This window comes from Geodermatophilus sp. SMS 5-13, from assembly GCF_059428245.1.
The window spans coordinates 3,885,186-3,906,654 of record NZ_CP165729.1 but is presented as its reverse complement, the minus strand read 5'-3'; the positions used below and the strand labels follow the sequence as shown (position 1 = coordinate 3,906,654).

Annotated in this window: 23 protein-coding genes; 12 read left to right on the top strand and 11 right to left on the bottom strand. The window is 75.4% G+C overall.

Annotation, left to right across the window (positions count from 1 at the left end):
* Positions 1–12: 12 nt before the first annotated feature.
* Positions 13–492, top strand: a complete 480-nt coding sequence (gene rraA, locus AB3388_RS18890) for a ribonuclease E activity regulator RraA (protein WP_495406854.1) — start codon at positions 13–15, stop codon at positions 490–492.
* On the opposite strand, the gene AB3388_RS18885 is transcribed toward rraA, so the two are convergent.
* A complete protein-coding gene (locus AB3388_RS18885; RefSeq protein WP_495406853.1) occupies positions 489–728 on the bottom strand; it encodes a hypothetical protein in 240 nt (79 codons plus the stop codon). The two genes, rraA and AB3388_RS18885, sit on opposite strands and share 4 nt — an antisense overlap.
* Before the next feature lie 18 nt (positions 729–746).
* On the opposite strand from AB3388_RS18885, the gene AB3388_RS18880 reads away from it, so the two are divergent.
* Together AB3388_RS18880 and AB3388_RS18875 are read left to right on the top strand one after the other, a co-directional pair.
* A complete protein-coding gene (locus AB3388_RS18880) occupies positions 747–1,406 on the top strand; it encodes a hypothetical protein (protein ID WP_495406852.1) in 660 nt (219 codons plus the stop codon).
* Positions 1,407–1,470: 64 nt separating this feature from the next.
* Entirely contained in the window at positions 1,471–1,971 is a 501-nt protein-coding gene (locus tag AB3388_RS18875) for a hypothetical protein (RefSeq protein ID WP_495406851.1), read from the top strand.
* A gap of 3 nt (positions 1,972–1,974) precedes the next feature.
* Here AB3388_RS18875 and AB3388_RS18870 read toward each other — a convergent pair whose 3' ends face one another.
* Genes AB3388_RS18870 through AB3388_RS18855 form a run of 4 tightly spaced genes read right to left on the bottom strand, consistent with a single transcriptional unit; the run spans position 1,975 to position 8,264 of the window.
* Positions 1,975–2,415, bottom strand: a complete 441-nt coding sequence (locus AB3388_RS18870) for a YccF domain-containing protein (RefSeq protein ID WP_495406850.1) — start codon at positions 2,413–2,415, stop codon at positions 1,975–1,977.
* A 7-nt stretch (positions 2,416–2,422) separates the two neighbouring features.
* Entirely contained in the window at positions 2,423–5,734 is a 3,312-nt protein-coding gene (cydC, locus tag AB3388_RS18865) for a thiol reductant ABC exporter subunit CydC (protein WP_495406849.1), read from the bottom strand.
* Complete coding sequence (gene cydB, locus AB3388_RS18860; protein ID WP_495406848.1) at positions 5,731–6,726, bottom strand: cytochrome d ubiquinol oxidase subunit II; 996 nt, start codon at positions 6,724–6,726, stop codon at positions 5,731–5,733. The genes cydC and cydB overlap by 4 nt, the downstream gene beginning before the upstream one ends.
* Positions 6,727–6,746: 20 nt before the next feature.
* Positions 6,747–8,264 carry a cytochrome ubiquinol oxidase subunit I gene (locus AB3388_RS18855; protein WP_495406847.1) on the bottom strand — a complete coding sequence of 506 codons (1,518 nt, stop codon included), beginning with the start codon at positions 8,262–8,264 and terminating at the stop codon, positions 6,747–6,749.
* A gap of 112 nt (positions 8,265–8,376) precedes the next feature.
* On the opposite strand from AB3388_RS18855, the gene AB3388_RS18850 reads away from it, so the two are divergent.
* The 3 genes from AB3388_RS18850 to AB3388_RS18840 are packed head-to-tail and all read left to right on the top strand — an operon-like array spanning position 8,377 to position 10,068.
* A complete protein-coding gene (locus AB3388_RS18850; RefSeq protein WP_495406846.1) occupies positions 8,377–8,721 on the top strand; it encodes a BlaI/MecI/CopY family transcriptional regulator in 345 nt (114 codons plus the stop codon).
* Positions 8,722–8,738: 17 nt separating this feature from the next.
* Positions 8,739–9,668, top strand: coding sequence for a M56 family metallopeptidase (locus AB3388_RS18845; protein WP_495406845.1), 930 nt, complete (start codon positions 8,739–8,741; stop codon positions 9,666–9,668).
* 19 nt (positions 9,669–9,687) lie between these two features.
* Positions 9,688–10,068 (top strand): VOC family protein, encoded by a 381-nt coding sequence (locus tag AB3388_RS18840; RefSeq protein WP_495406844.1) that lies wholly within the window; start codon positions 9,688–9,690, stop codon positions 10,066–10,068.
* 224 nt (positions 10,069–10,292) lie between these two features.
* On the opposite strand, the gene AB3388_RS18835 is transcribed toward AB3388_RS18840, so the two are convergent.
* The 5 genes from AB3388_RS18835 to AB3388_RS18815 all read right to left on the bottom strand — a co-directional run bounded on the left by AB3388_RS18835 (position 10,293) and on the right by AB3388_RS18815 (position 13,979).
* Positions 10,293–12,497, bottom strand: a complete 2,205-nt coding sequence (locus AB3388_RS18835; protein WP_495406843.1) for a heavy metal translocating P-type ATPase — start codon at positions 12,495–12,497, stop codon at positions 10,293–10,295.
* Between the two features lie 7 nt (positions 12,498–12,504).
* Positions 12,505–12,714: a heavy-metal-associated domain-containing protein gene (locus AB3388_RS18830; RefSeq protein ID WP_495406842.1), complete on the bottom strand. Its 210-nt coding sequence runs from the start codon at positions 12,712–12,714 to the stop codon at positions 12,505–12,507.
* Positions 12,715–12,738: 24 nt separating this feature from the next.
* A complete protein-coding gene (locus tag AB3388_RS18825; RefSeq protein WP_495406841.1) occupies positions 12,739–13,059 on the bottom strand; it encodes a metal-sensitive transcriptional regulator in 321 nt (106 codons plus the stop codon).
* Between the two features lie 6 nt (positions 13,060–13,065).
* On the bottom strand, positions 13,066–13,410 hold the full coding sequence (locus AB3388_RS18820; RefSeq protein ID WP_495406840.1) for a MerR family transcriptional regulator: 345 nt from the start codon (positions 13,408–13,410) through the stop codon (positions 13,066–13,068).
* A 77-nt stretch (positions 13,411–13,487) separates the two neighbouring features.
* Positions 13,488–13,979, bottom strand: coding sequence for an Hsp20/alpha crystallin family protein (locus tag AB3388_RS18815; protein WP_495406839.1), 492 nt, complete (start codon positions 13,977–13,979; stop codon positions 13,488–13,490).
* 254 nt (positions 13,980–14,233) lie between these two features.
* Here AB3388_RS18815 and AB3388_RS18810 point away from each other — a divergent pair, with 254 nt between their 5' ends.
* Positions 14,234–14,431, top strand: a complete 198-nt coding sequence (locus AB3388_RS18810; RefSeq protein ID WP_495406838.1) for a hypothetical protein — start codon at positions 14,234–14,236, stop codon at positions 14,429–14,431.
* Positions 14,432–14,570: 139 nt separating this feature from the next.
* Here AB3388_RS18810 and AB3388_RS18805 read toward each other — a convergent pair whose 3' ends face one another.
* Positions 14,571–15,950, bottom strand: a complete 1,380-nt coding sequence (locus tag AB3388_RS18805; protein ID WP_495406837.1) for a glutamine synthetase family protein — start codon at positions 15,948–15,950, stop codon at positions 14,571–14,573.
* A gap of 137 nt (positions 15,951–16,087) precedes the next feature.
* Here AB3388_RS18805 and AB3388_RS18800 point away from each other — a divergent pair, with 137 nt between their 5' ends.
* The 5 genes from AB3388_RS18800 to AB3388_RS18780 are packed head-to-tail and all read left to right on the top strand — an operon-like array spanning position 16,088 to position 21,463.
* Positions 16,088–17,623, top strand: a complete 1,536-nt coding sequence (locus tag AB3388_RS18800; RefSeq protein ID WP_495406836.1) for an APC family permease — start codon at positions 16,088–16,090, stop codon at positions 17,621–17,623.
* Positions 17,620–18,732: a trans-sulfuration enzyme family protein gene (locus tag AB3388_RS18795; RefSeq protein WP_495406835.1), complete on the top strand. Its 1,113-nt coding sequence runs from the start codon at positions 17,620–17,622 to the stop codon at positions 18,730–18,732. Before AB3388_RS18800 ends, AB3388_RS18795 begins: the two co-directional genes overlap by 4 nt.
* The gene (locus AB3388_RS18790) at positions 18,729–19,832 is read left to right on the top strand and encodes an amidohydrolase (RefSeq protein ID WP_495406834.1); all 1,104 of its coding nucleotides are present in this window, start codon (positions 18,729–18,731) and stop codon (positions 19,830–19,832) included. The genes AB3388_RS18795 and AB3388_RS18790 overlap by 4 nt, the downstream gene beginning before the upstream one ends.
* Positions 19,829–21,052: a M20 metallopeptidase family protein gene (locus tag AB3388_RS18785; RefSeq protein WP_495406833.1), complete on the top strand. Its 1,224-nt coding sequence runs from the start codon at positions 19,829–19,831 to the stop codon at positions 21,050–21,052. Before AB3388_RS18790 ends, AB3388_RS18785 begins: the two co-directional genes overlap by 4 nt.
* Before the next feature lie 30 nt (positions 21,053–21,082).
* Positions 21,083–21,463 carry an STAS domain-containing protein gene (locus AB3388_RS18780; protein ID WP_495406832.1) on the top strand — a complete coding sequence of 127 codons (381 nt, stop codon included), beginning with the start codon at positions 21,083–21,085 and terminating at the stop codon, positions 21,461–21,463.
* Positions 21,464–21,469: the final 6 nt, after the last annotated feature.

Sequence of the window (21,469 nt, the reverse complement as noted above, 5' to 3'; positions counted from 1 at the left end):
CGAGCCGACGCGATGTCCCTCTCCACCACCGACCTCTCCGACGCGCATCCCGAGGCGCAGGTCTGCGAGCCGCTCTTCCAGTCCTACGGCGGCCGGCCGGCGTTCAGCGGCACGATCGCGACGCTCAAGGTCTTCGAGGACAACACGCTGGTCCGCGCCGCCGTCGAGCAGCCGGGGGAGGGCCGGGTGCTCGTTGTCGACGGCGGCGGCTCGGTGCGCTGCGCGCTGCTCGGCGGCAACCTCGCCGTGGCGGCCGCCGAGAACGGCTGGGCCGGCGTCGTCGTGAACGGCGCAGTGCGCGACGTCGACGAGATCGACGCGCAGCCGATCGGGGTGCGCGCGCTGGCCGCCCTGCCCCGCCGCAGCCAGAAGGGATTGCACTCGGGACAGGAGGGGATCCCGGTGATCTTCGCCGGCGTGGTCTTCCGCGAGGGGGAGTGGCTGTCCGCCGACCGGGACGGGATCGTCGTCCTGCCGGAGAACCCGGCCTAGTTCCGTCGCAGGAGGCGGGCCAGCCGGTGGGTGCGGCCGGCGGTGAGCTCGGCGACCGTCGGCGGCGCCGGCTCCGGCGCCGGCTCCGCCTCCAGCGCGGCGTGCCGCTCCTGCAGCCGGGCGCGCACGTCGTCGGCGGTGTAGGCCCGGCGCTGCCGCTCGTTGCGGGCGAGGACGGCGCCGGTCGCCGCCACGCCGGCGAGGCCGGCCAGTCCGAGCACCTTCCAGAGACGCATGATCCGTAAGTTAGCGCCGTGTCTGCCAGCCGCGCGCTCCCGCTCGACGAGGCGGTCGAGCTCACCCGCACCGGCGACGTCTGGGTCTTCCGCGGCGCCTCGCTGGCCGACCGGGCGATCCGGACGGTCACCAACGCGCCGGTCAACCACGTCGGCATGGCCGTCGTCCTCGAAGACCTGCCGCCGCTGCTCTGGCACGCCGAGCTCGGCAAGTCCCTGCCCGACGCGTGGAGCGGTGAGCACCACCGCGGTGTGCAGCTGCACGACCTGCGCGACGCGGTCCTCACCTGGCGCCGCCGCTACGGGCAGCGCGCGTGGCTGCGCCAGCTGGTCGGCCCGGCCGACGACGGCGGCGTGACCCGCGAGATGGAGGACGCCGTCCTGCGCACCGTCGCCAGGCTCGACGGCAAGCCGTTCCCGACGACGCGCGGCCTGGCGACGGGCTGGCTGAACGGGCGGCTGCGGCGGCAGACCTCGACCGAGGCCGTGTACTGCGCCGAGCTGGTCGCGGCGACCTACACGGCGATGGGGCTGCTGCCGCCGGAGCGGCCGCGCAACTGGTACGACCCGGGCCGCTTCTGGTCCGGCGACGACCTCGAGCTGCTGCAGGGCGCCACGCTGGGTGACGAGATCGCCGTCGACGTCCCGCTCACGGACGACGTCGCGGCGCGCACCTGACACTTCCGGGGGATCTCGTCTCGTTCGGCTTCCCGTGCCGCGAGACCGGGTCGATCAGGAACGCATGGCTTCTCCCGTCCTGCCCGACCCGACCGTGCCCGTCCTCTCCGCCGAACCGTTCGGCGAGGACAGCCTGCTGCCCGGCCCGGCCGCCCTGCTCGAGCGCCTCGCCGACCACCTGGCCGATCCCAGCGCCCCGCCCGCGACGCTCGGCATGATCGGCCTGCTGCGCCGGGACGACGGCTGGCCGACCGCACCGGAGACGCTCTCCGCGGTCACGAGCCTGCTGGCCCGCGGGGTGCGCGGCGACGACTGGCTGACCCGGGAGGGGACCGCGGAGTTCGCCGTCCTCATCACCGCCGGCCCGGACGCCGCCGAGGTGGCCATCGGCCGGCTGGTGCGCGTCGTGACCGGCGTGGTCACCGGCGTCGCCGCCTGCGCGGGGATCGCCGCCCTCGAGCCGGGGCTGCCGGGCGCCGAGGTGCGACGCCGGGCGCTGCTCTCCCTCGCCGCTGCCCGCACCCAGGGCGGCGGGCAGCTGGTCCGCTACCGCGGCAGCTGCTGAGCCCTAGTAGCGGGCCGGGGCCGTGCCCACCGTGGCGCCGGCCCCGAAGTACGACCGCGGCGGGTCGGCGTCGACCACCCGCTTGCCCAGCGGGAACAGCCCCACGAGGGCGAGCTTGAACAGCGCGATCCCGAACGGGATGCCGATGATCGTCACGCAGTAGGCGACGCCGGCGAGGACGTGCAGCAGCGACAGCCACCAGCCGATGAGCAGGAACCACAGCAGGTTGCCGACCGCCGAGGCGACGCCGGCGCCGGGGGTGGTCACGGTCGTCCGGCCGAACGGCCAGGCGGCGTAGCCGGCCAGCCGGAAGCAGGCGATGCCGAACGGGATCGTGACCACGAGCAGGCAGGCGAGCAGCCCGGCGAGCAGGTAGGCCAGCGCCAGCAGCCAGCCGTGGATCACGAGCCAGACGAGGTTGAGCACGAGGCGGAGTCCGTCCACGCCGGAGTCACGTGCGCGTGGCGTCCCCGGTTCCCGCGTGCGCCGCCGCGCTGCCCAGACCGACCTCGGTGTCGCCGGGCCGCGGCACGTCGTCGTCGTGGGTGACGCAGACGACCACCCGGCCGGCCAGCGCGGCGCGCAGGTCCGCCACCAGCGCCCGCGCCGTCGGCGGGTCCAGGTGCGCGGTGGGCTCGTCCAGGAGGACGACGTCGCGGTCGGCCAGCAGCGCGCGGGCGGCGGCCAGCCTGCGCCGCTCGCCGCCGGAGAGCGCGGTGCCGCCCGCGCCGACCTGCGTGTCCAGCCCGTCGGGCAGTGACGCGATCAGGCCACCGAGCCCGGCGGCGGCGAGCGCGGCCCGCATCCGTGCCTCGCCGTCCGGACCGGCCAGCGCGCCCCGCGGCGCGGCCGCGGCGAGGTTGGCCCGGATGCTCGAGGCGAACACGTGCGACTCCTGCGGCAGCCACGCCAGGCGGGCGCGCAGGTCGTCCCCGGCGATGCGGTCGGCGGGCGTGCCCCCGACCAGGTAGTCACCGGAGCGCGGCCGCAGCGCCGCCATCAGCACCGCCAGGAACGTCGACTTGCCCGCGCCGGAGGGGCCGCGCACCACCAGCCAGCCGTCGGTGCCGGCCTGCGCGTCCAGCCCGGTGAGCACGTCCGGACCGCCCGGCCAGCCGGCGGTCAGGTCCGCGACGGCCAGTCGCCGCACCGGGGACGGGGCCGGCGCGGGATCGGCCGGGTCGGCCGGCACCGGCGCGGTGAGGACGGCGTCGAGGCGGGCCCGTGCGTCGGCGAGGATGCCGCGCCGCTGTAGCGCCGCGACCAGCCCGGCCAGCGGCTCGGCCAGGGCCAGCGGCGCGAGCGCGAGCACGGCGACGGCCGGACCGCTCAGCCCGCCGGTGGCGCCGATCGCCGCCGCCACGACCGCGCCGAGCCCGGTGCCGAGGACGACGAGCCCGGTCCCCAGCGCGCCCGCGCGGGCGCCGGTGCGCTGTGCCGCGCCCTGGCGGTCGGCGAGCGCGGCGAGGTCGGCGGCCGTCCGGTCGGCGAGGCCGTGCGCCCGCAGGTCGCCGGCGCCGTCGAGCACGATCGCGGTCTCCCGCAGCGCGGCGACCCGCAGCGCGCCGTCCCGCCGTGCCGCGCCCGCGTCCACCCGGCGGTGCACCAGCAGGACGAGCGCGACGGTGAGCGCCAGCACGGCCGCGACCGCGGCGGCCGCGGCCGGGTCGAGCAGCGCCAGGGCGGCGACGGTCGCGGTCAGCACCGTGCCGGCGACCAGCATCGGCGGGCGCACCCGCACGGCGAGGTCCTGCACCAGCCCGACGTCGCCGACCACCCGGGCCAGCGCGGCCCCCGGCGTCCGGTCGGCGGCGACGCCCTGCTCGGCCAGCGCCCGCCAGACCCGAACGCGGGTGTCGGCGGCCAGGCGCAGCGCGGCGTCGTGCGCGGTCATCCGCTCCACCCAGCGCAGGCCGGCGCGGCCGAGGCCGAACGCCCGCACGCCGACGATCGCGACCATCAGCGTGAGGATCGGCGGCATCTCGGCGGCCCGGACGATCAGCCAGCCCGAGACGGCGGTGAGCGCGATGCCGGCGCCGCTCGACAGCGCGCCGGCGGTCACGGCCCGCAGCAGCGCCGTCCGCGGCCGGCGCGGCCCGCCGCCCGCCGTCGTCGGAATGTGGGAGGGCCGGTTTCCTGCGCTCGCAGACTCCGAGACCGCCGGGTGCGGCGCGGGCTCGGGCAGGTCACCGCTCAGCGTCACCGTGCGGTCGGCGAAGGCGGCCGGCGAAGGGTCGTGGGTGACCAGCACCGTCGTCACGGTGCCGCGCAGGTCGGCCAGCACCCGCGTGACCGTCGCCGCGGCCGCCTCGTCGAGGTGCGCGGTCGGCTCGTCGAGCAGCAGCAGGCGGGCGCCGCGCCGGATCCGCACCAGCGCGCGGGCCAGCGCAACCCGCTGCAGCTCGCCGGGGGAGAGGGTGGTGCAGTCACGGCCGGCCAGGGTGGTCGCGCCCACCTTCGCGAGGGCCGCGCGCAGGTCCTCGTCGTCCCCGCCGTGCCGGCGCAGCTCCTCGGCGACCGTCGCGGCGGTGGTGCGCGGGTGCTGCGGCACGTACGCCACCGGTCCGACGCCGGTCACCGCGCCGGTGACGACGGCGGACGGCGGGGTCAGCCCGGCCAGCACCGCCAGGAGCGTCGACTTGCCCGAGCCGCTGCGGCCGCGCACGGCGACCAGCTCGCCCGGCCGGACGGCGAGGTCGACCGGCGCCAGCGCGGGCAGCGACCGGCCGGGGTGGCGCACCGAGAGCCCGGCCACCGCGACGTCGGCGCCGCGCGGGTCGTCGTCCGCCGGCGCCGGGGCGACCGCGGCAACGGGCGCCGCCAGCACCGCGCGGGCCTCGGCGGCCGCGAGCGTCGCGGCCTCGTTGGCGTGGTGCGCGGCGCCGACCGCGCGAAGCGGGGCGAAGGCCTCGGGCGCCAGGAGCAGCGCGAACAGCCCGGCCGCGAGCGGCAGGCCGCCGTCCACCAGCCGCAGCCCGACGCCGACCGCGACCAGGGCGACCGACAGCGTGGCGATCAGCTCGAGCACGAGCGCGGAGAGGAACGCCAGCCGCAGCGTGGCCAGCGTCTTCTGCCGGGAGGCCTCGCCCAGCTCGGCGAGCGCCGCCGCCTGGTCGGCGGCGCGGCCGAGCCCGGCGAGCACGGGCAGGCCGCGGACCAGCTCGGCGACGTGCGCGGCGAGCCGGTCCAGGGCGCGGGCGGCGTCCGTGGTGCCGTCCCGGGTGTGCTTGCCGACCAGCACCATGAACAGCGGCACCAGCGGCAGGGTGAGCGCGACGATCCCCGCCGAGAGCAGGTCGGCCCACGCCAGCACGAGCAGCAGCAGCGGCGGGACGACCAGCGTCTGAGCGAACGCGGGCAGGAACGTCGCCAGCCCGGGGCCGAGGTCGGCCAGCCGGGTGGTCGCGAGGACGGCGGCCGGCCCGGGACCGCCCGCCGCCTGGACCGCCGCCGGGGTGGCCGCCAGCCGCTCGAGCAGCGCGCGGTGCAGCCGGTCCTCCGCGCGGCGGGCGTCGCGGGCGGCCAGCGCCTCACCGGCGGTCGAGGCCACGGCCCGCAGCGCCACCCCGGCGACCGCCACCGCCAGCGGCGCAGCGATGCCGCCGTCGGCCAGGCCGGCGACCCGCGCGATCGCCGTCGCCAGCCCGCCGGCCAGCAGCACGAGACCGGCGGTCGTGGCGACCGCGGCCAGCGCCGCCCGGACCAGCGCGCCGCGCAGCCCCGGGACGCCGGCCAGCGCGCCCAGCGGCCCCCGTGAACTCACGCGTGCACCGGATCGGCGGCCAGCCGCTTGCGGAACACCCAGTACGTCCAGGCCTGGTACGCGAGCACGACCGGCAGGCCGACCGAGGCCACCCAGGTCATCAAGGTCAGCGTGTAGTCGCTGACCGAGGCCGCGCCGATCGTGAGGTCGAACGCCGGGTCGACGGTCGAGGGGATCACCACCGGGTAGGCGGCGCCGAACACCGTCGCGGCCGACGCGGCCAGCAGCACCGCCCAGCCGGTGAACGCCTGCCCTTCGCGGTCGCGGCGGATCCGCGTCCAGGTCACGACCGCGGCCAGCACCGCAACCACCCACAGAACCGCGGTGACCGCCGTCCCGTCGCGCAGCTGCACCAGACCGGCCCACGCCAGCAGCGGGAGCGCCGCGACCGGCGACCAGCGCAGCGCGAACGCCCGCGCCCGCAGCCGCACCGGCCCGTCGGTCTTCAGCGCCAGGAACAGCGCGCCGTGCACCACCGCGAACGCGGCCACCGCCACGGCACCGAGCAGCGCCGGCCAGCCGAGTCCGGCGAACGCGCCGCCCACCCGGTTGCCGGCGCCGTCGATCGGCAGGCCGAGCGTGGTGGCGCCCAGGGCGGCGCCGACGCCGAGCCCCGCGACCAGGGAGCCGGCGGTGATCACGTGGGTCCAGGTGGCGTCCCAGCGCGGACCGGGGTGCGAGTGCCGCCACTCGAAGGCGACCGCGCGGACGATCAGCCCGAGCAGCACCAGCACGAACGGCAGGTAGAGCGCCGGCAGCCACGAGGCGTACCAGCCGGGGAAGGCGGCGAAGATCGCGCCGGCTGCGGTGATCAGCCAGACCTCGTTGCCGTCCCACAGCGGGCCGATGGTGCGCAGCATCAGGTGCCGGTCGTGCGGCGAGCGGCCGAGCACCGGCAGCAGCGCGGCCACGCCGATGTCGAAGCCCTCGAGGAGGAGGAAGCCGGTCCACAGCACGGCGACGGCGGCGAACCAGAGGGTGGGGAGGTCCATGACGTGAGCTGCCTTCGTGGTCAGTAAGCAAACGAGAGGACGTCGTCCTGTTCCGGCGTGCCCTCGGGGGGCTCGCCGGGCGTGGGCGAGTCGCCGGGCGAGGCGCCCTTCCGGACGAAGCGGGTGATCAGGAACAGTTCGATGACGGCGAGCACCCCGTAGACGGCGGTCAGCGCGATCAGCGACGTCCAGACCTCGGCGACGCTGATGCCGGGCGAGACGGCCTGGGCGGTGAAGAAGTACACCTGCTCGCCGACCGGCACGTCCGGGTTCGGGTAGACGACGAACGGCTGGCGGCCCATCTCGGTGAAGATCCAGCCGGTCGCGTTGGCCACGAACGGCGCGCCGACGGCGAGCAGCGCGCCGTGGACGCCGATCCGCGAGGTCGGCACCCGCCCGCGCCGGGTGGCCCACAGCGCGTAGGCGGCCACCGCGGCCGAGACCGCGCCCATGCCGATCATCAGCCGGAAGCTCCAGTAGGTCACCGCGAGCACCGGGGAGTAGTCGATCGGCTCGCCGGCCTTGTCCCCGAACGACGGGTCGTCGGGGTAGGTCGCGCCGTAGACCTCGGCGTAGCGCTCCTGCAGCGCGTCGACCCCGGGGACGGCGGTGGAGAAGTCGCTGTGCGCGAGGAACGACAGCAGCCCCGGCACGGTGATCGAGTGGACGTCGTCGCACTCGTTGGAGCCGAGCTTGCCGAAGGCGAAGATCGAGAACGGCGCCGGCGCCTCGGTCTCGCAGAGCGCCTCGGCGGAGCTCATCTTCAGCGGCTGCTGCTCGTACATGAGCTTGCCCTGCCAGTCGCCGGTGAGCGCCACCAGCACGAACGCGGCCAGCGACACCCAGCCGCCGAGCCGCACCGAGCGGCGCCACACCTGGTGGTCGACGTCCGTCGTGGGTGCGCCCGCCAGCTTCCGGCGGCGCAGGTGCCACAGCCCGATGCCGACCAGCAGCGCGCCGGCGACCATCAGCGCGGCGACGATCGCGTGACTGAACGCGGCCAGGGCGGTGTTGTTGGTCAGGACGGCGAGGAAGTCGACCTGGCGCGGCCGGCCGTCCTCGGTGAGCGTGACGCCGACCGGGTGCTGCATCCACGAGTTGGCCGCGATGATGAAGTACGCGCTGACCACCGAGCCGATGACCGCGGCCCAGAGCGAGGCCAGGTGCAGCTTCCTGGGCAGCCGGTCCCAGCCGAAGATCCACAGGCCGAGGAAGGTCGACTCGAGGAAGAAGGCGAGCAGCGCCTCCATCGCCAGCAGCGAGCCGAAGACGTCGCCGACGAAGCGCGAGTAGGCGCTCCAGGCCAGGCCGAACTGGAACTCCTGCACCAGGCCGGTGGCCACGCCGAGGGCGAAGTTGATCAGGTAGATGCGGCCCCAGAAGCGGGTCATCCGCAACCACTCGGGCTTGTTCGTCCGCAGCCAGAGCGTGTGCATCACCGCGACCAGCAGCCCCAGACCGATGGTCAGCGGGACCATCAGGAAGTGGTAGACGGTCGTGATGCCGAACTGCCAGCGGGCGATGTCGAGCACGTCCACCGTGGGGTCTCCCTCTGTCGTACGATCGACGTGTTCTTTCTACGCCGCGTAGAAGACAGTTTTCTACACGACGTAGAAGACGCGCGGTGTGATCTGTCGGACAGGAGGGCTCGTGGCCTCGCTCGGTGACCTGGAGCGTGCGGTGATGGAGTGGCTGTGGGCCAAGGACGCTCCCGCGGCGGCCACCGAGCTGCGCGACGCCCTCGCCGATCGCGGGCTGGCGCTGACCACCGTGCACACGGTGCTGAGCCGGCTCGAGCACAAGGGCTTCGTCGGCCACGACGACGCCCGGCCGCGCCGGTTCGCCCCCACGGCCAGCCGCGAGGACCACGCCGCCGAGCTGATGCACGAGGTGCTCGGCCAGGCCGGCGACCGGCAGGCGGTGCTGGCCCGCTTCGTCGGCAGTGTCAGCGAGGACGAGGCCCGGCTGCTGCGCGAGCTGCTCGCGGGCGGCTGAGCGGTCCCGACCCGGCCATGCTCCCTGCTACCGCGCTGGCCCTCGCCGTCCTCGCCGCGCTGCTCGCCTGGCCGGTGCCCGCCGTCCTGGCCCGCGCCGGGTGGCCGCGGCGCGACCCGCTGGTCGCGCTGGTGTGCTGGCAGGCGATCGGCCTGGCCGGCGGCCTGTCGATCATCGGCGCGCTGCTGGTGCACGGCCTGGCGCCGTGGGGGCACTCGCTGCCCGAGGCGGCCTGGGCGGTGCTCCGCGGGCACCCGGCGACCGTGCCGGTCCGCGGTGACCACTGGGTCACGCTGACCCTCGCCGGCGTGCTCGCCGCCGAGCTGCTCGGCGTCCTGCTGCTCTCCTGGGCGCGCACGGCGCGCACCCGCCGGCGGCACCGCGACCTGCTGGAGCTGATCGTGCGGCCCGCCGCGCTGCCGGACACCCGGCTGCTCGAGCACCCGGCGCCGGTGGCGTTCTGCATCCCGGGTGCGCGGCCGCTGCTGGTGCTGTCCTCCGGCATGGTCGCGGAGCTGGACGACGACCAGCTGGCTGCGGTCGTCGCGCACGAGCGGGCGCACCTGCGCGAACGGCACCACCTGTACCTCCTGCCGTTCGTCGCCTGGGAGGCGGCGCTGCCCGTGCTGCCGGCGGCGGCGCGGGCGCACGCCTCGGTGCGCCAGCTGGTCGAGATGCGCGCGGACGACGTCGCGCTGCGGCTGTTGCCCGCCGGCTCCCGCCGGACCCTGGCCCGGGCGATCGTCGCGGCCGCCGGCGGGGCCGGGGGCGAGGGGGTGCCCGCCGGGGCGCTGGCCGTCGGGGGCAGCGGGGCCGGCGCGCGCGTCGTCCGGCTGCTCGAGCCGCCGCGCCCGCTCGCCGCCGCCGCCCGCTGGACCGCGCTGGCCGCCGCGGCGCTGCTGCTGCTCGTCCCGACCGCGCTGCTGCTGCTCCCCGCCGTCCTGTAGCGCGTGCCACGATCCGGCTGTGCTGACCGTCGGAGTCGTGGCGCTGGGTGTTTCCGACGTCGATCGGGCCGCGGCCTTCTGGACCCTGGCGCTGGGCTACGAGGTGCGCCGCGACGGGTTCGGGGGCTGGGCGACGGTGCTCGAGCCACGGGACGGCGGATCCGGCACCCGGATCGCGCTGCAGCGCAGCGAGACGCTGCCGCAGGAGCGGCCGCGGCTGCACCTGGACCTGCACGTGCCGAACGCGGCGGAGCAGGCGGCCGAGGTCGAGCGGCTGGTCGCCCTGGGCGCCGCGCGGGTCGACTGGCGCGACTATCCCGAGGACCCGGACTTCGTCGTCCTGGCCGATCCGGAGGGCAACCGCTTCTGCGTCGTCGACGCAGGTCACGGGCGCGGCTAGCCAGTTCGGGGGCCAGACGGTCTCACAGCTCGCACCTAGGTTCCGGCCAGGCCCGTGCCAGCCGGCGGCTCCACGGTCTGACCGTGCCCGCCGTCACTTCTCAGAAGGCAGAGGTCGGCTGATGACGCCGCTGGACTTCCTCATCGCCGGGATCATCGCGGTGCTGATCCTGGTCGTCGGTTTCGCGCTGTGGCTCGCCGGCCGGAGGGAGTGACGGCGGGACCTCAGACCACCGGCTCCCGGACCCGGCCCGACGGCACCGGCAGCGCCGCGTCCCGGTTCTCCGGCAGCGGCGCGAACCCGCGCAGCCGCAGGCTGTTGGTCACCACGAAGACCGAGCTGAACGCCATGGCCGCCCCGGCGATCATCGGGTTGAGCAGCCCGGCTGCGGCCAGCGGCAGCGCCGCCACGTTGTAGGCGAAGGCCCAGAACAGGTTGCCCTTGATCGTCGCCAGCGTGCGGCGGGAGAGCCGGATCGCGTCGGCGGCGGCCCGCAGGTCGCCGCGCACCAGGGTCAGGTCGGACGCCTCGATCGCGACGTCGGTGCCGGTGCCCATCGCCAGGCCGAGGTCGGCCTGCGCGAGTGCGGCGGCGTCGTTCACGCCGTCGCCGACCATGGCCACGGTGCGCCCCTCGGCCTGCAGCCGGCGGACGACGTCGACCTTGTCCTTCGGCAGCACCTCGGCGATCACCTGGTCGATGCCGACGGCCGCGGCCACCGAGCGTGCGGCCGCCTCGTTGTCACCGGTCAGCAGCACCGGCCGCAGGCCCAGGTCGCGCAGCTGCCGGACGGCGGCGGCCGAGGTCGGCTTGACCGCGTCGGCGACGACGAGCACGCCGCGGGCAGCGCCGTCCCAGGCCACCGCGATCGCCGTGCGCCCCGCAGCCTCGGCCTCCCGGCGGGCGGCGTCGAGCGCCTCCGGCAGCGGCTCGGTCAGCAGCCGGGGCCGCCCGACGCGCACCGCCCGGCCCTCGACGCGGCCCCGGACGCCGAGGCCCGCGCGGTTGGCGAAGCCCTCGACGGCCGGCAGCGGACCGCGCTCGGCGGCGGCACGGGCCACCGCCTGCCCGATCGGGTGCTCCGACGCGGCCTCCAGCGCGCCGGCCACGCGCAGCAGCTCGCCGGCGTCCTCACCGGGGGCCGGGACGACGTCCTGCAGGGTCATCCGCCCGGTGGTGACCGTGCCGGTCTTGTCGAGGACGACGGTGTCCACCCGCCGCGTGGACTCCAGCACCTCCGGGCCCTTGATCAGGATGCCGAGCTGCGCGCCGCGGCCGGTGCCGACCATGAGGGCCGTCGGCGTGGCCAGCCCGAGCGCGCACGGGCAGGCGATGATCAGGACGGCGACGGCGGCGGTGAACGCGGTGGACAGGCCGGCGCCGGTGGCGATCCAGAAGCCCAGTGTCGCGACCGCCAGCGCGAGCACGACCGGCACGAAGACGCCGGAGATCCGGTCGGCCAGGCGCTGTACCTGAGCCTTGCCGTTCTGCGCGTCCTCGACCAGCCGCGCCATCTGCGCCAGCTGCGTCGCCGACCCGACGCGCGTGGCCCGGGCGACCAGCCGGCCGCCGGCGTTGACCGTCGCGCCGGCGACCGGATCGCCCGGCCCCACCTCGACCGGCACCGCCTCGCCGGTCAGCATCGAGGCGTCGACCGCCGAGGAGCCCTCGGTCACCTCGCCGTCCGCGGCGATCTTCTCGCCCGGCCGGACGACGAACTCGTCGCCGGCCACGAGCTGCTCGACGGGGACGCGGCGCTCGACGCCGTCGCGGAGGACCGACACCTCCTTGGCGCCCAACTCCAGCAGCGCGCGCAGCGCCGCCCCGGCCCGCCGCTTGGAGCGTGCCTCGGCGTACCGCCCGGCGAGCAGGAACGTGGTGACGACCGCGGCGGCCTCGAAGTACAGCTCGGCGTCCGTCCCGAGGACGAGCGCGACCAGCGACCAGCCGAACGCGCTGAGCGTGCCGAGGGAGACCAGGGTGTCCATCGTCGCGGCGCCGTGCCGCAGGTTGGTCCAGGCCGCCCGGTGGAACGGCAGGCCGCCCCAGACGACGACCGGCGTGGTGAGGGCGAGCGCGATCCACTGCGACGGGGTGCTCTGCAGCGCCGGGATCATCGCGAGGAGGACGACCGGCACGCTGAGCAGGGCGGAGACGAGGAGCCGTGTGGGCCCGCCGTCGCCCTGCGCGGCGGGTTCGGGTCGGGGCAACTCGGCGGTGTAGCCCGTCTTCTCGACGGTGGCGATGAGCTCGTCGGTCGTGACGCCGTCGGCGTAGCTGACCGTCGCCTTCTCGGTCGCGTAGTTGACCGTCGCGGTGACCCCGTCGAGCCGGTTGAGCTTCTTCTCGATGCGGGCGGCGCAGGACGCGCAGGTCATGCCACCGATCAGCAGGTCGGTGGTCCGCACGTGGCCGCCCGGGGTGGTCATCGTCAGGTCAGCGCCCGGCGAGCGCGTAGCCGGCCTCGTCGACGGCGGCGGCGACCGCGGCGTCGTCCACCGGCGCGTCGCTGGTGACGGTCAGCGCTCCGGACTCCAGGTCGACCTCGACGGCGGTGACGCCGGGCAGGGCCCCGACCTCCTCGCTCACCGCGTTCACGCAGTGGGCGCAGGTCATGCCGGTGACGGTGTAGCTGGTGGTGCTCACGACGGGTGCTTCCTCTCGGGGGTGTTACGACCGGACGAGCCGCGCGATGGCATCGGCCGCCTCGCGGACCTTCTCGTCGGCCTGGGGGCCGCCGGCCTGGGCGGCGGACACGACGCAGTGGGACAGGTGCTCCTCGAGCAGGCCGAGCGCGACCGACTGCAGCGCCTTCGTCATCGCCGAGACCTGGGTCAGGATGTCGATGCAGTACTTCTCGTCCTCGACCATGCGCTGCAGGCCGCGGGCCTGGCCCTCGATCCGCCGGAGCCGGGTGAGGTAGTCGGCCTTCTTGGAGATGTAGCCGTGGTGTGCCGGTGCGCCGGACTCGTCCATCACGAGACGAACCATACCCCCCTAGGGTGTCGGCGGCGAACCGTGCTCGTCGTGCTCCGCGCGCTCGGTCTCGAGGCGGGCGACGTCGGCGCGGGCCTCGGCGAGCTGGTCCTGGAGGTCGACGATCGTCTCGGCCGAGGCCATGGAGTGCCCGTCGTCGAGCAGGCCGCGCATCCGGGCGGCGACGACCAGCTGCTGGCGGGAGTAGCGGCGGTGCCCGCCGGGGGAGCGGTGCGGCTGGAGGACGCCGGAGGCGTCCAGGCTGCGCAGGAACGCGGCCTGCACGCCGAGCAGCTCGGCGGCCTGGCTCATCGTGAGGGCCGGGAAGTCCGGATCGTCCAGCCGGTCCAGCGGGTCCTCGGGCACGGAGCCCTCCTGTTCGCGGGGAAAGAGGCCGGAGGGCCGGGCCCGCTGCCGGGCCCGGCCCTCCCGTTCGACCGCCGTCAGGCCTCGACGGCCTTGCTGTGGCTCTCGCCCTCGATCGTCCGGCTCTCCACGGAGGCCGGCGCGTCGGCGCGGGTCACCTGGATCTTGCGGGCCCGCGCCTTCTCCGCCACCGGGATGCTCAGGGTGAGCACACCGTCGTGGTAACTCGCCTCGAGCCGGTCGGTGTCGAGACTGCGGCCGAGGACCAGCTGCCGGGTGTAGCTGCCGTACGGCCGCTCGGCGATGCTCCACTCGGCGTCCTCGAGCTGGGGGACCGACCGCTCGGCGCTCACGGTGAGCGTGTTGCCCTCGACCGACAGGTCGATCGAGCCGGGGTCGACGCCGGGCAGGTCGAAGTGGGCGACGAAGTGGTCGCCGACGCGGTAGGCGTCCATCGGCATGCCCGACAGCGCGCGTGCGGTGCCGGAACCCGTGCGGCCGGTGAGCTGGTCCAGCGCCCGGAAGGCGGCGTTGGTGGCGGCGAACGGGTCGTAGGCGGTCAGCATCATGATCGGTGCACCTCCTGCTGGATGTGTCTGGTGTTCGCTGCCCGAGGCCGGAACCTCTAGTGGCAAGTGGAGAATACCTCGACTGATGTCCCGCGTAAACATCTCGTGGCATCGCTCGGTTGGGCCGGGGCGGGAACGCCGCGCCGCTGCCGGGGCGTTGGCGGGTCGACCGTGAACTTCAGTTGTCCCCTCGCGCTGCCGATGTGTGGGTCGGCCCGAGCCGGGTGACCGGATCGCACGACCCTGGAGGAGCGATGGACTACCTGCGCCGATTGCAGATGGAGCGGCCCCTGCTCTTCTGGCTGGCCATCGCCGTGGCCTTCTGGCTCGGCTTCCAGCTCGTGTTGTTCGTCGCCCAGCTCGTGCTGGGGCCGTTCGGGCTGCCGTCGTGGGTGCCCTTGGCCGTCGTCCTGGGCGTCCTCGTCGTCATCGCCCGCCGACAGCAGCGGTAGGTCATTCATGGCTTCATGATCACCTCGGCTCCAGCGGTGCTTGCCGGCTCGTGGAGACACCGGTGGACCCGAGGTGATCATGAAGGGCCGGATCCGGGGACGGTCGACATCCAGGTCGCAGGAACGGTCGAGGCCGCGCTCAGTGCACCCAGCGCAGCGCCGCGGCCACCTCCTCCGGCGACCGGCCCTCGAGCGCCGCGATCTCCCCGCGCCGCACGTCGACGATCGTCGCCGCGAGCTCCTCGCCGAACACCCCGGTCAGGACGTCGTCCTGCTCGAAGGCCCGCACCGCCTCGTCCAGCGACGAGGGCAGCGGCCGGATCCCCGCCTCCCGCTGTCCCTCGTCGGACAGCGTCGCCGGGTCGACCCCGACCGGGTCCGGCAGCGTCGCGCCGGACGCGATTCCCGCCCGCCCGACCGCGAGCAGGCCGGCCATGAGCAGGTACGGGTTGGCCGCGGCGTCGAAGCTCTTGACCTCCACGTTGGCCGCCGCCTGCCGGTGCCCGGACGGCCCGGTCACGAAGCGGACGGCGGCCTCCCGGTTCTCCAGCCCCCAGACCGCGAACGCGCCCGCCCAGTGCGACGGGATCAGCCGCAGGTAGGACGCCCCCGTCGGGGCGCCCACCGCGAGCAGCGCGGGCAGGTGGCCGAGCAGCCCCGCGATGAACGCCTCGCCGTCCGGAGTCAGACCGAAGGTCCGGGATCCGCCGCTCATCAGGTTCTCGCCGTCCCGCCACAGCGACAGGTGCACGTGCCCGCCGTTGCCGACGCCGTCGGCCAGCACCTTGGGGGAGAAGGACGCGCGCATCCCGTGCCGCGCGCTCACCGCCTTGATCGTGTGCCGGACGAGCACGGTCGTGTCGGCGGCGGCCACCGGGTCCTCCGCCGCGATCGACAGCTCCAGCTGGCCGGCCGCGTACTCGGGGTGGAACTGGTCGACGGCGACGCCCTGCGCGGCGAGCGCGGTCAGGAGGTCCCGCGCGTAGTCGGAGACCCCGATGTGCCGGGTCATCCCGTAGGCCGGCCCGGAGACCCCGGGGACGAAGTCGTCGTTGCCCGCGAGCCCGACCACCCACTCGGTCTCGAAGGCGGCCTGCACGGTGAGCCCGTCCTCGGCCAGCTCGCCCACGACGCGGCGCAGCAGCGACCGGGAGTCCTGCACGTGCGGCGCGCCGTCCTGGTCGTAGCGGTCGACCGGCGCCCACGCCCAGCCGGGCTGTCCGGCCAGCACGGTCAGCCGGTCCAGGTCGGGGTGCAGCCGCAGGTCGCCGACGGCGCTGCCGGCGAAGCGCCCGGCGACGATGGAGTCGTCGAAGAGGAACGCGTCGAACACCGGGCTCATCCCGACGCCCCACGCCGCGGCGCTGGGCAGCTTGGCCAGCGGCACGGACTTCACCCGGGTCACGCCGCTGGTGTCGACCCACGGCAGGACGACGCCGACCACGCCGGCATCGCGGAGCCCGTCCAGCAGGTCCTCGGCCTGCACCCGTCGCCGATCCCGCTCCTCCTGCTGCAGCACTGTGCCTCCTGTCCACGGCGTCGCCCCGGCGCCGTACCGATGTCGAGACCGCGCAACAGACCTTCCCGGTCCGCTCCCTGCGGGAGCACACTCCTGCCGCTTGACCTGCGCAACCGTCCTCGAGCTAGGAGTTCCGCATGGCCGTCTCGCCGTCCCGTCCGGACGCCCCGGTCGAGCCCACCGGCCCCGGTCTGCGTCGCAGCCTCTCCGTCTGGCAGGCCGTCGGCCTGTCCGTGGCGCTGATGGCACCCAGCATGGCCGCCAACATCAACCCGCAGGGCACCGCGACCACGGTCGGCCGGGCCGTTCCGCTGGCCTTCCTGCTGGCCGCGATCGGCGTCCTGCTGGTCGCCTACGGGTTCGTCCGGCTCTGCCAGTACTTCCACCACGCCGGCTCGGTGTACGCCTTCGTCGGCGCCACCCTCGGCGCGCGCACCGGCCTGGTCAGCGGGTTCGCGCTGTTCGGCACCTACTGCTTCTACGGCGTGGTCACCTCGACCGCGACCGGCATCTTCGGGACGGCGTTCCTCGACGCCATCGGCGTGTGGCCGAACCCGCCGTGGTGGGCGCCGTTCGTGCTCGCGGCCCTGGCTGCGCTCGGCTGCCTGGCGCTGACCATCGTGCCGGCCCGGCGCGGCACCAGCGTGCTGCTCTCGGTCGAGGGCGCCACCGTCGCGCTCATCCTGGTGATCAGCGCGATCGTGCTGGTCCGCCTGCTCGCCGGCACCGCGCCCGGCGGGCAGACCTTCACCTGGTCGGTGTTCTCGGTCCCGCCGGGCACGGACACCTCCACCCTCTTCCTCGGCGTCGTCTTCGGGTTCCTGTCCTTCGCCGGCTTCGAGGCCGCGGCGACGCTGGGCGAGGAGGCGCGCAACCCGCGCAAGGACATCCCCCGCGCCATCCTCGGGACGGCGATCTTCGGCGGCGTCTACTTCACGATCGTCACCGCGATCGAGGTCATGGGCTTCGGGGCGGACGACGCCGGCGTGCAGAACTTCATCAACTCCAGCTCGCTGCTCGGCGACCTCGGCACCGTCTACATCGCCGGCTGGGTCGGCGACCTGATCACCCTCGGCGCGGCGATCAGCGCGTTCGGCTGCTGCCTGGCCTGCATGGTCGGCGCCTCACGGCTGGCCTACGCGTTCGCCCGCGACATGCGGCACGGGCACACGGCGCCGTCCGGGCTGGCCGGCACGACCAAGGCCGGGACGCCGGGCGCGGCCGCCGTCCTCGTCCTGGCGGTGATGGCGGTGATCATGCTGGTCATGGCGATCGCCGGCCGGGGCGAGGCGTTCAACGTGTTCCTGTGGTCGGGCACCATCGGCACGCTGATCCTGCTGGTCGCCTACGTGCTGACGACGATCGGCGCGATCAAGCTCGTCTTCGTCGAGCGCCGCATGCCGGGCGTGCCGATGTGGCAGGTCGTCGTCCCGGCCCTGGCGCTGGTCGTGCTCGGCTACACGCTCTACCGCAACGTGGTGCCCTTCCCGTCGCCCGACGACGGCGCGCTGTTCTGGAACCCGATCGTGGCCGGGGCCTGGATCGTCGTGTGCGTGGCCGCCGTGCTGGCCGCGCCGGCCGCCGCCCACCGGGCCGGGGAGGCGCTGACCGCGGCCGAGCTCGGCGCGCACGAGGAGGAGGTCCGCGCGGCCGGCGGGGTCGAGGCCCGGTGAGCCGCCCGGCGGAGTCGCGGGCCTTCACGCCGCGCACCCGGCCGGTGGTCCCGCCGATCCACCACTCCGTCACCTACTACCTCGACGACAAGGCCTACGCCGACGTCCAGGCCGGCGGTCTCGACGAGCACTGGTACGGCCGCTTCCGCAACCCGACGGCCGACGTCACCGCGTCGGCGGTGGCGCGGCTGGAGGGCGGCGCCGCCGCGCTCATGACCTCCTCGGGGATGGGCGCGATCGCCACCACCCTGCTCACGCTCGTCCGCGCCGGCGACCGGGTGGTGGCGGCCCGGCAGGTGTACGGCGACACCCGGGACCTGCTGGTCCGCGACCTGCCCGGCTGGGGTGTGGACGTCGTCCAGGTCGACGCCGCCGACCTCCACGCGTGGCGGGCGGCGGTCGCCGGCGGCCCGACCACGGTGGTCTACGCCGAGACGCTGGCCAACCCGCAGCTCGAGCTGACCGACGTCGCCGGCGTGGCGGCGACCGCGCACGAGGCCGGGGCGCGGTTCGTCGTCGACAACACCTTCGCGACGCCGTACCTGGTGCGGCCCCTGGCGCTCGGCGCGGACGTCGTCGTGCACTCGGCGACCAAGTTCCTCAACGGGCACTCCGACGTCATCGCCGGCGCGGTGGTGGGGGACGTCGACCTCGTCCGCGAGGTGCAGCGCCGGGTGATCACGCTCGGCACGTGCCTCGACGCGCACGCGGCCTACCAGGTGTGGCGCGGGCTGCAGACCTTCGAGGTGCGCATGGCCCGGCAGTGCGCCACCGCCGCGCGGATCGCCTCGGAGCTTCGCGACCACCCCGATGTCGTCGACGTCCGCTACCCGGAGCTCGGCGGCGCGATGGTCGCGTTCACCGTCGCCGGCGGGGACACGCGGGCGGGCGCGGTGATCCGCCGGTTGCAGGTGGCCAGCGAGGCGACCAGCCTCGGCGGGGTGGAGACGCTGGTCAGCACGCCCTTCAACTCCTCGCACTTCTCGCTGACGCCGGAGGAGCGGCGGGCCGCCCGGATCGACGACGGGATGATCCGGCTGTCCGTCGGCCTCGAGGACCCGGCCGAGCTGATCGCCGACCTGGTCGCCGGCCTCGAGGCGACCCGGTGATCGAGATAGCCCTCGTCGACCACCACTGCCACGGGCTGGTGACCCGCGACCTCGACCGCCCCGAGGTCGAGGCGATGCTCACCGAGGCCGAGGCGCCCGGGCTGGCCGGCACGCTGTTCGACTCGCAGATCGGGCTGGCGCTGCGCCGCTGGTGCGCGCCCGTGCTCGGCCTGGAGCCGCACGCGCCGGTCGACGCCTACCTGGCCCGCCGGGCGGCGCTCGGCGCCGACGAGGTCAACCGGCGGATGGTGGCCGCGACCGGCATCGGCACGTTCCTCGTCGACACCGGGTACGTGCCCGAGCCGATCACCTCGCCCGACGAGCTCGCCGCGCTGGCCGCGGGCACCGCGCGCGAGGTGGTCCGGCTGGAGGCGCTCGCCGAGGAGGTGCTGGCCGGGGGCTGCGCGGCCGGGGCGTTCGCCGGCGCGTTCCGGGAGCGGCTGGCCGAGCGCTGCGCCGGCGCGGTCGGCGTGAAGTCGATCGCGGCCTACCGGGTCGGCCTGGCGCTCGACGGCGCCCGCCCGTCCGACGCCGAGGTGGCCGGCGCGGCCGGCGCGCTGCTGCGGGCAGGTGGCCGGCCGCGGGTGGCCGACCCGGTCCTGCACCGCTTCCTCGTCTGGTGCGGCATCGACCTCGCGATGCCGGTGCAGTTCCACGTCGGCTACGGCGACGCCGACGTCGACCTGTACCGCTGCGACCCGCTGCTGCTCACCGACCTGCTGCGGGCGACCGCGCCGACCGGCGTGCCGGTGCTGCTGCTGCACAACTACCCGTTCCACCGCAACGCCGGCTACCTCGCCCAGGTCTTCCCGCACGTGTTCGCCGACGTCGGGCTGGCCACGCACAACGTGGGACGGCGGGCCGACGCGCTGCTCGCCGAGCTGCTGGAGCTGGCGCCGTTCGGCAAGGTGCTGTTCTCCACCGACGCCTTCGGCCTGGGCGAGCTCTACCTGATCTCCACCGCCCTGTTCCGGCGGGCACTGGGCCGGCTGCTCGATGCGGGCATCGCCGACGACGACTGGACGGCGGCCGACGCCGAGCGGATCGCGGCGGCGATCGGCGCGGGCAACGCGGCGCGCGCGTACGGGCTGGACGAGTGAGCGACCCGGCGCTCGCCGCCTGGTACCGGCTGCTCGAGGACACCGTGGTCGAGGAGGTCCCGGCGGCCGTGCGGCTGCGCCGGGAGCTGCACGCCGACCCGCGCCGCTCCGGGGAGGAGGAGGACACCGCGGCCGCGGTCGCATCCGCGCTCGGTGTCGGCGAGGGCCGGCCGACGGGGATCACCGGGCGGGCCCTCCGCGTGCTCACCGGCAGCACGCCGACGGTGGCGCTGCGGGCGGAGCTCGACGGGCTGGCGGTGATCGAGGCGACCGGTGTCCCGTGGGCGGCGCGCGCCGGGGTCATGCACGCCTGCGGGCACGACGTGCACCTGGCCGCGATGGTCGCGCTGTGCCGGGCGGTGCGCCGGGTGGGCGGCCCCGCGCCGGTGCTCGCCGTCCTGCAGCCGCGGGAGGAGGGGGAGCCCTCGGGCGGCCGGGACGTCGCGGAGTCCGGCGTCCTCGACGAGGAGGACGTCGGCGCGGTCGTCGGGGTGCACGTGCAGCCGCAGCTGCCGGCGGGCGTGGTGGCGGCGACCGCCGGACCGGTCAACGCCGCCGTCGACGAGGTGGTCGTCACCGTCCGCGGCCGCGGCGGGCACGCGGCCTATCCGCACACCACGCACGACCCGGTCCGCGCGCTGGCCGCCGTGGTCCTGGCGCTGCACACCCAGGTGGTCGCGCGGGTGGACCCGGTGGTCGGCGCGGTGCTGGCGATCACCCAGCTCGACGCCGGCAGCGCCTTCAACGTGGTGCCGGACACCGCCTGGGCGCGCGGCGGGTTGCGCACGATGCGACCCGAGGACCGCGCGCTGCTGCACACCGCGATCGAGGAGGTCGCCCGGCACACCGCGGCGGCGCACGGCTGCACCGCCGTCGTCGACATCCACCTGTCCGACCCGGTGCTGATCAACGACCCCGATCTGGCCGCCGCCGCGGTGCCCTGGCTGCGGCGGTCGGGGGCGGGCGTCGACGACACCTTCCGCTCGTTCGGCAGCGACGACTTCGCCCACTACTGCGCGGCACGGCCGGGGCTGATGCTCTTCCTCGGCGTCGACGGGGGCGAGCCGGACGCGGCCGGCAAGCGGCCGGGGCTGCACTCGCCGCGCTTCCTGCCGGACGACGACGCGGTCCGGCAGGCGGCCCTGGTGCTGCTCGCCGGCTACCTGGGTGCCGCCGGGCTGCACGGCCCCGTGCCGCATCCCCCCGCCGAGAGCGTGTGAACGACACCCCTGGCGGCTACCCGAGGGGGCGTGGACGAGCCGACGACCGCACCGAAGCAACCGGACGAGCACCCGGCGCCGGGGGAACCGCAGGTGACCTCCGTCCTGGAGGGCGACACCGCGGTCGTGACCGTGGTGGGCGAGCTGACCGAGGTGGCCCGGCGGCCGCTGGTGCGCACGGTCACCGACCTGCTGCTCAGCCACGCGCCCCTGCACCGGATCGAGCTGCGCCTGACCCGGGTCACCTTCATGAACTCGGGCGGGGTGGCGGTCCTGGTGCAGTTGCAGAAGCTGGGCCAGCCGCGGGCCGTCGAGGTCGTGCTGGTCAGGCCGCCGGACGCCGTCGCCCGGCCGCTGCAGCTCGCCGGGCTCTGGCACCGCTTCCCGGTGGTGGAGGAGGACAACTCCTAGCCTGGC

Coding starts and splice junctions, on each gene's coding strand:
- AB3388_RS18835 (WP_495406843.1), bottom strand. CDS start 12,497: ATGACCACCCCGGGCGGCCACGTGCGGACCACCGACCTGCTGATCGGT.
- AB3388_RS18825 (WP_495406841.1), bottom strand. CDS start 13,059: ATGGTTCGTCTCGTGATGGACGAGTCCGGCGCACCGGCACACCACGGC.
- AB3388_RS18810 (WP_495406838.1), top strand. CDS start 14,234: ATGGACTACCTGCGCCGATTGCAGATGGAGCGGCCCCTGCTCTTCTGG.
- AB3388_RS18875 (WP_495406851.1), top strand. CDS start 1,471: ATGGCTTCTCCCGTCCTGCCCGACCCGACCGTGCCCGTCCTCTCCGCC.
- rraA (WP_495406854.1), top strand. CDS start 13: ATGTCCCTCTCCACCACCGACCTCTCCGACGCGCATCCCGAGGCGCAG.
- cydB (WP_495406848.1), bottom strand. CDS start 6,726: ATGGACCTCCCCACCCTCTGGTTCGCCGCCGTCGCCGTGCTGTGGACC.
- AB3388_RS18885 (WP_495406853.1), bottom strand. CDS start 728: ATGCGTCTCTGGAAGGTGCTCGGACTGGCCGGCCTCGCCGGCGTGGCG.
- AB3388_RS18845 (WP_495406845.1), top strand. CDS start 8,739: ATGCTCCCTGCTACCGCGCTGGCCCTCGCCGTCCTCGCCGCGCTGCTC.
- AB3388_RS18800 (WP_495406836.1), top strand. CDS start 16,088: ATGGCCGTCTCGCCGTCCCGTCCGGACGCCCCGGTCGAGCCCACCGGC.
- AB3388_RS18815 (WP_495406839.1), bottom strand. CDS start 13,979: ATGATGCTGACCGCCTACGACCCGTTCGCCGCCACCAACGCCGCCTTC.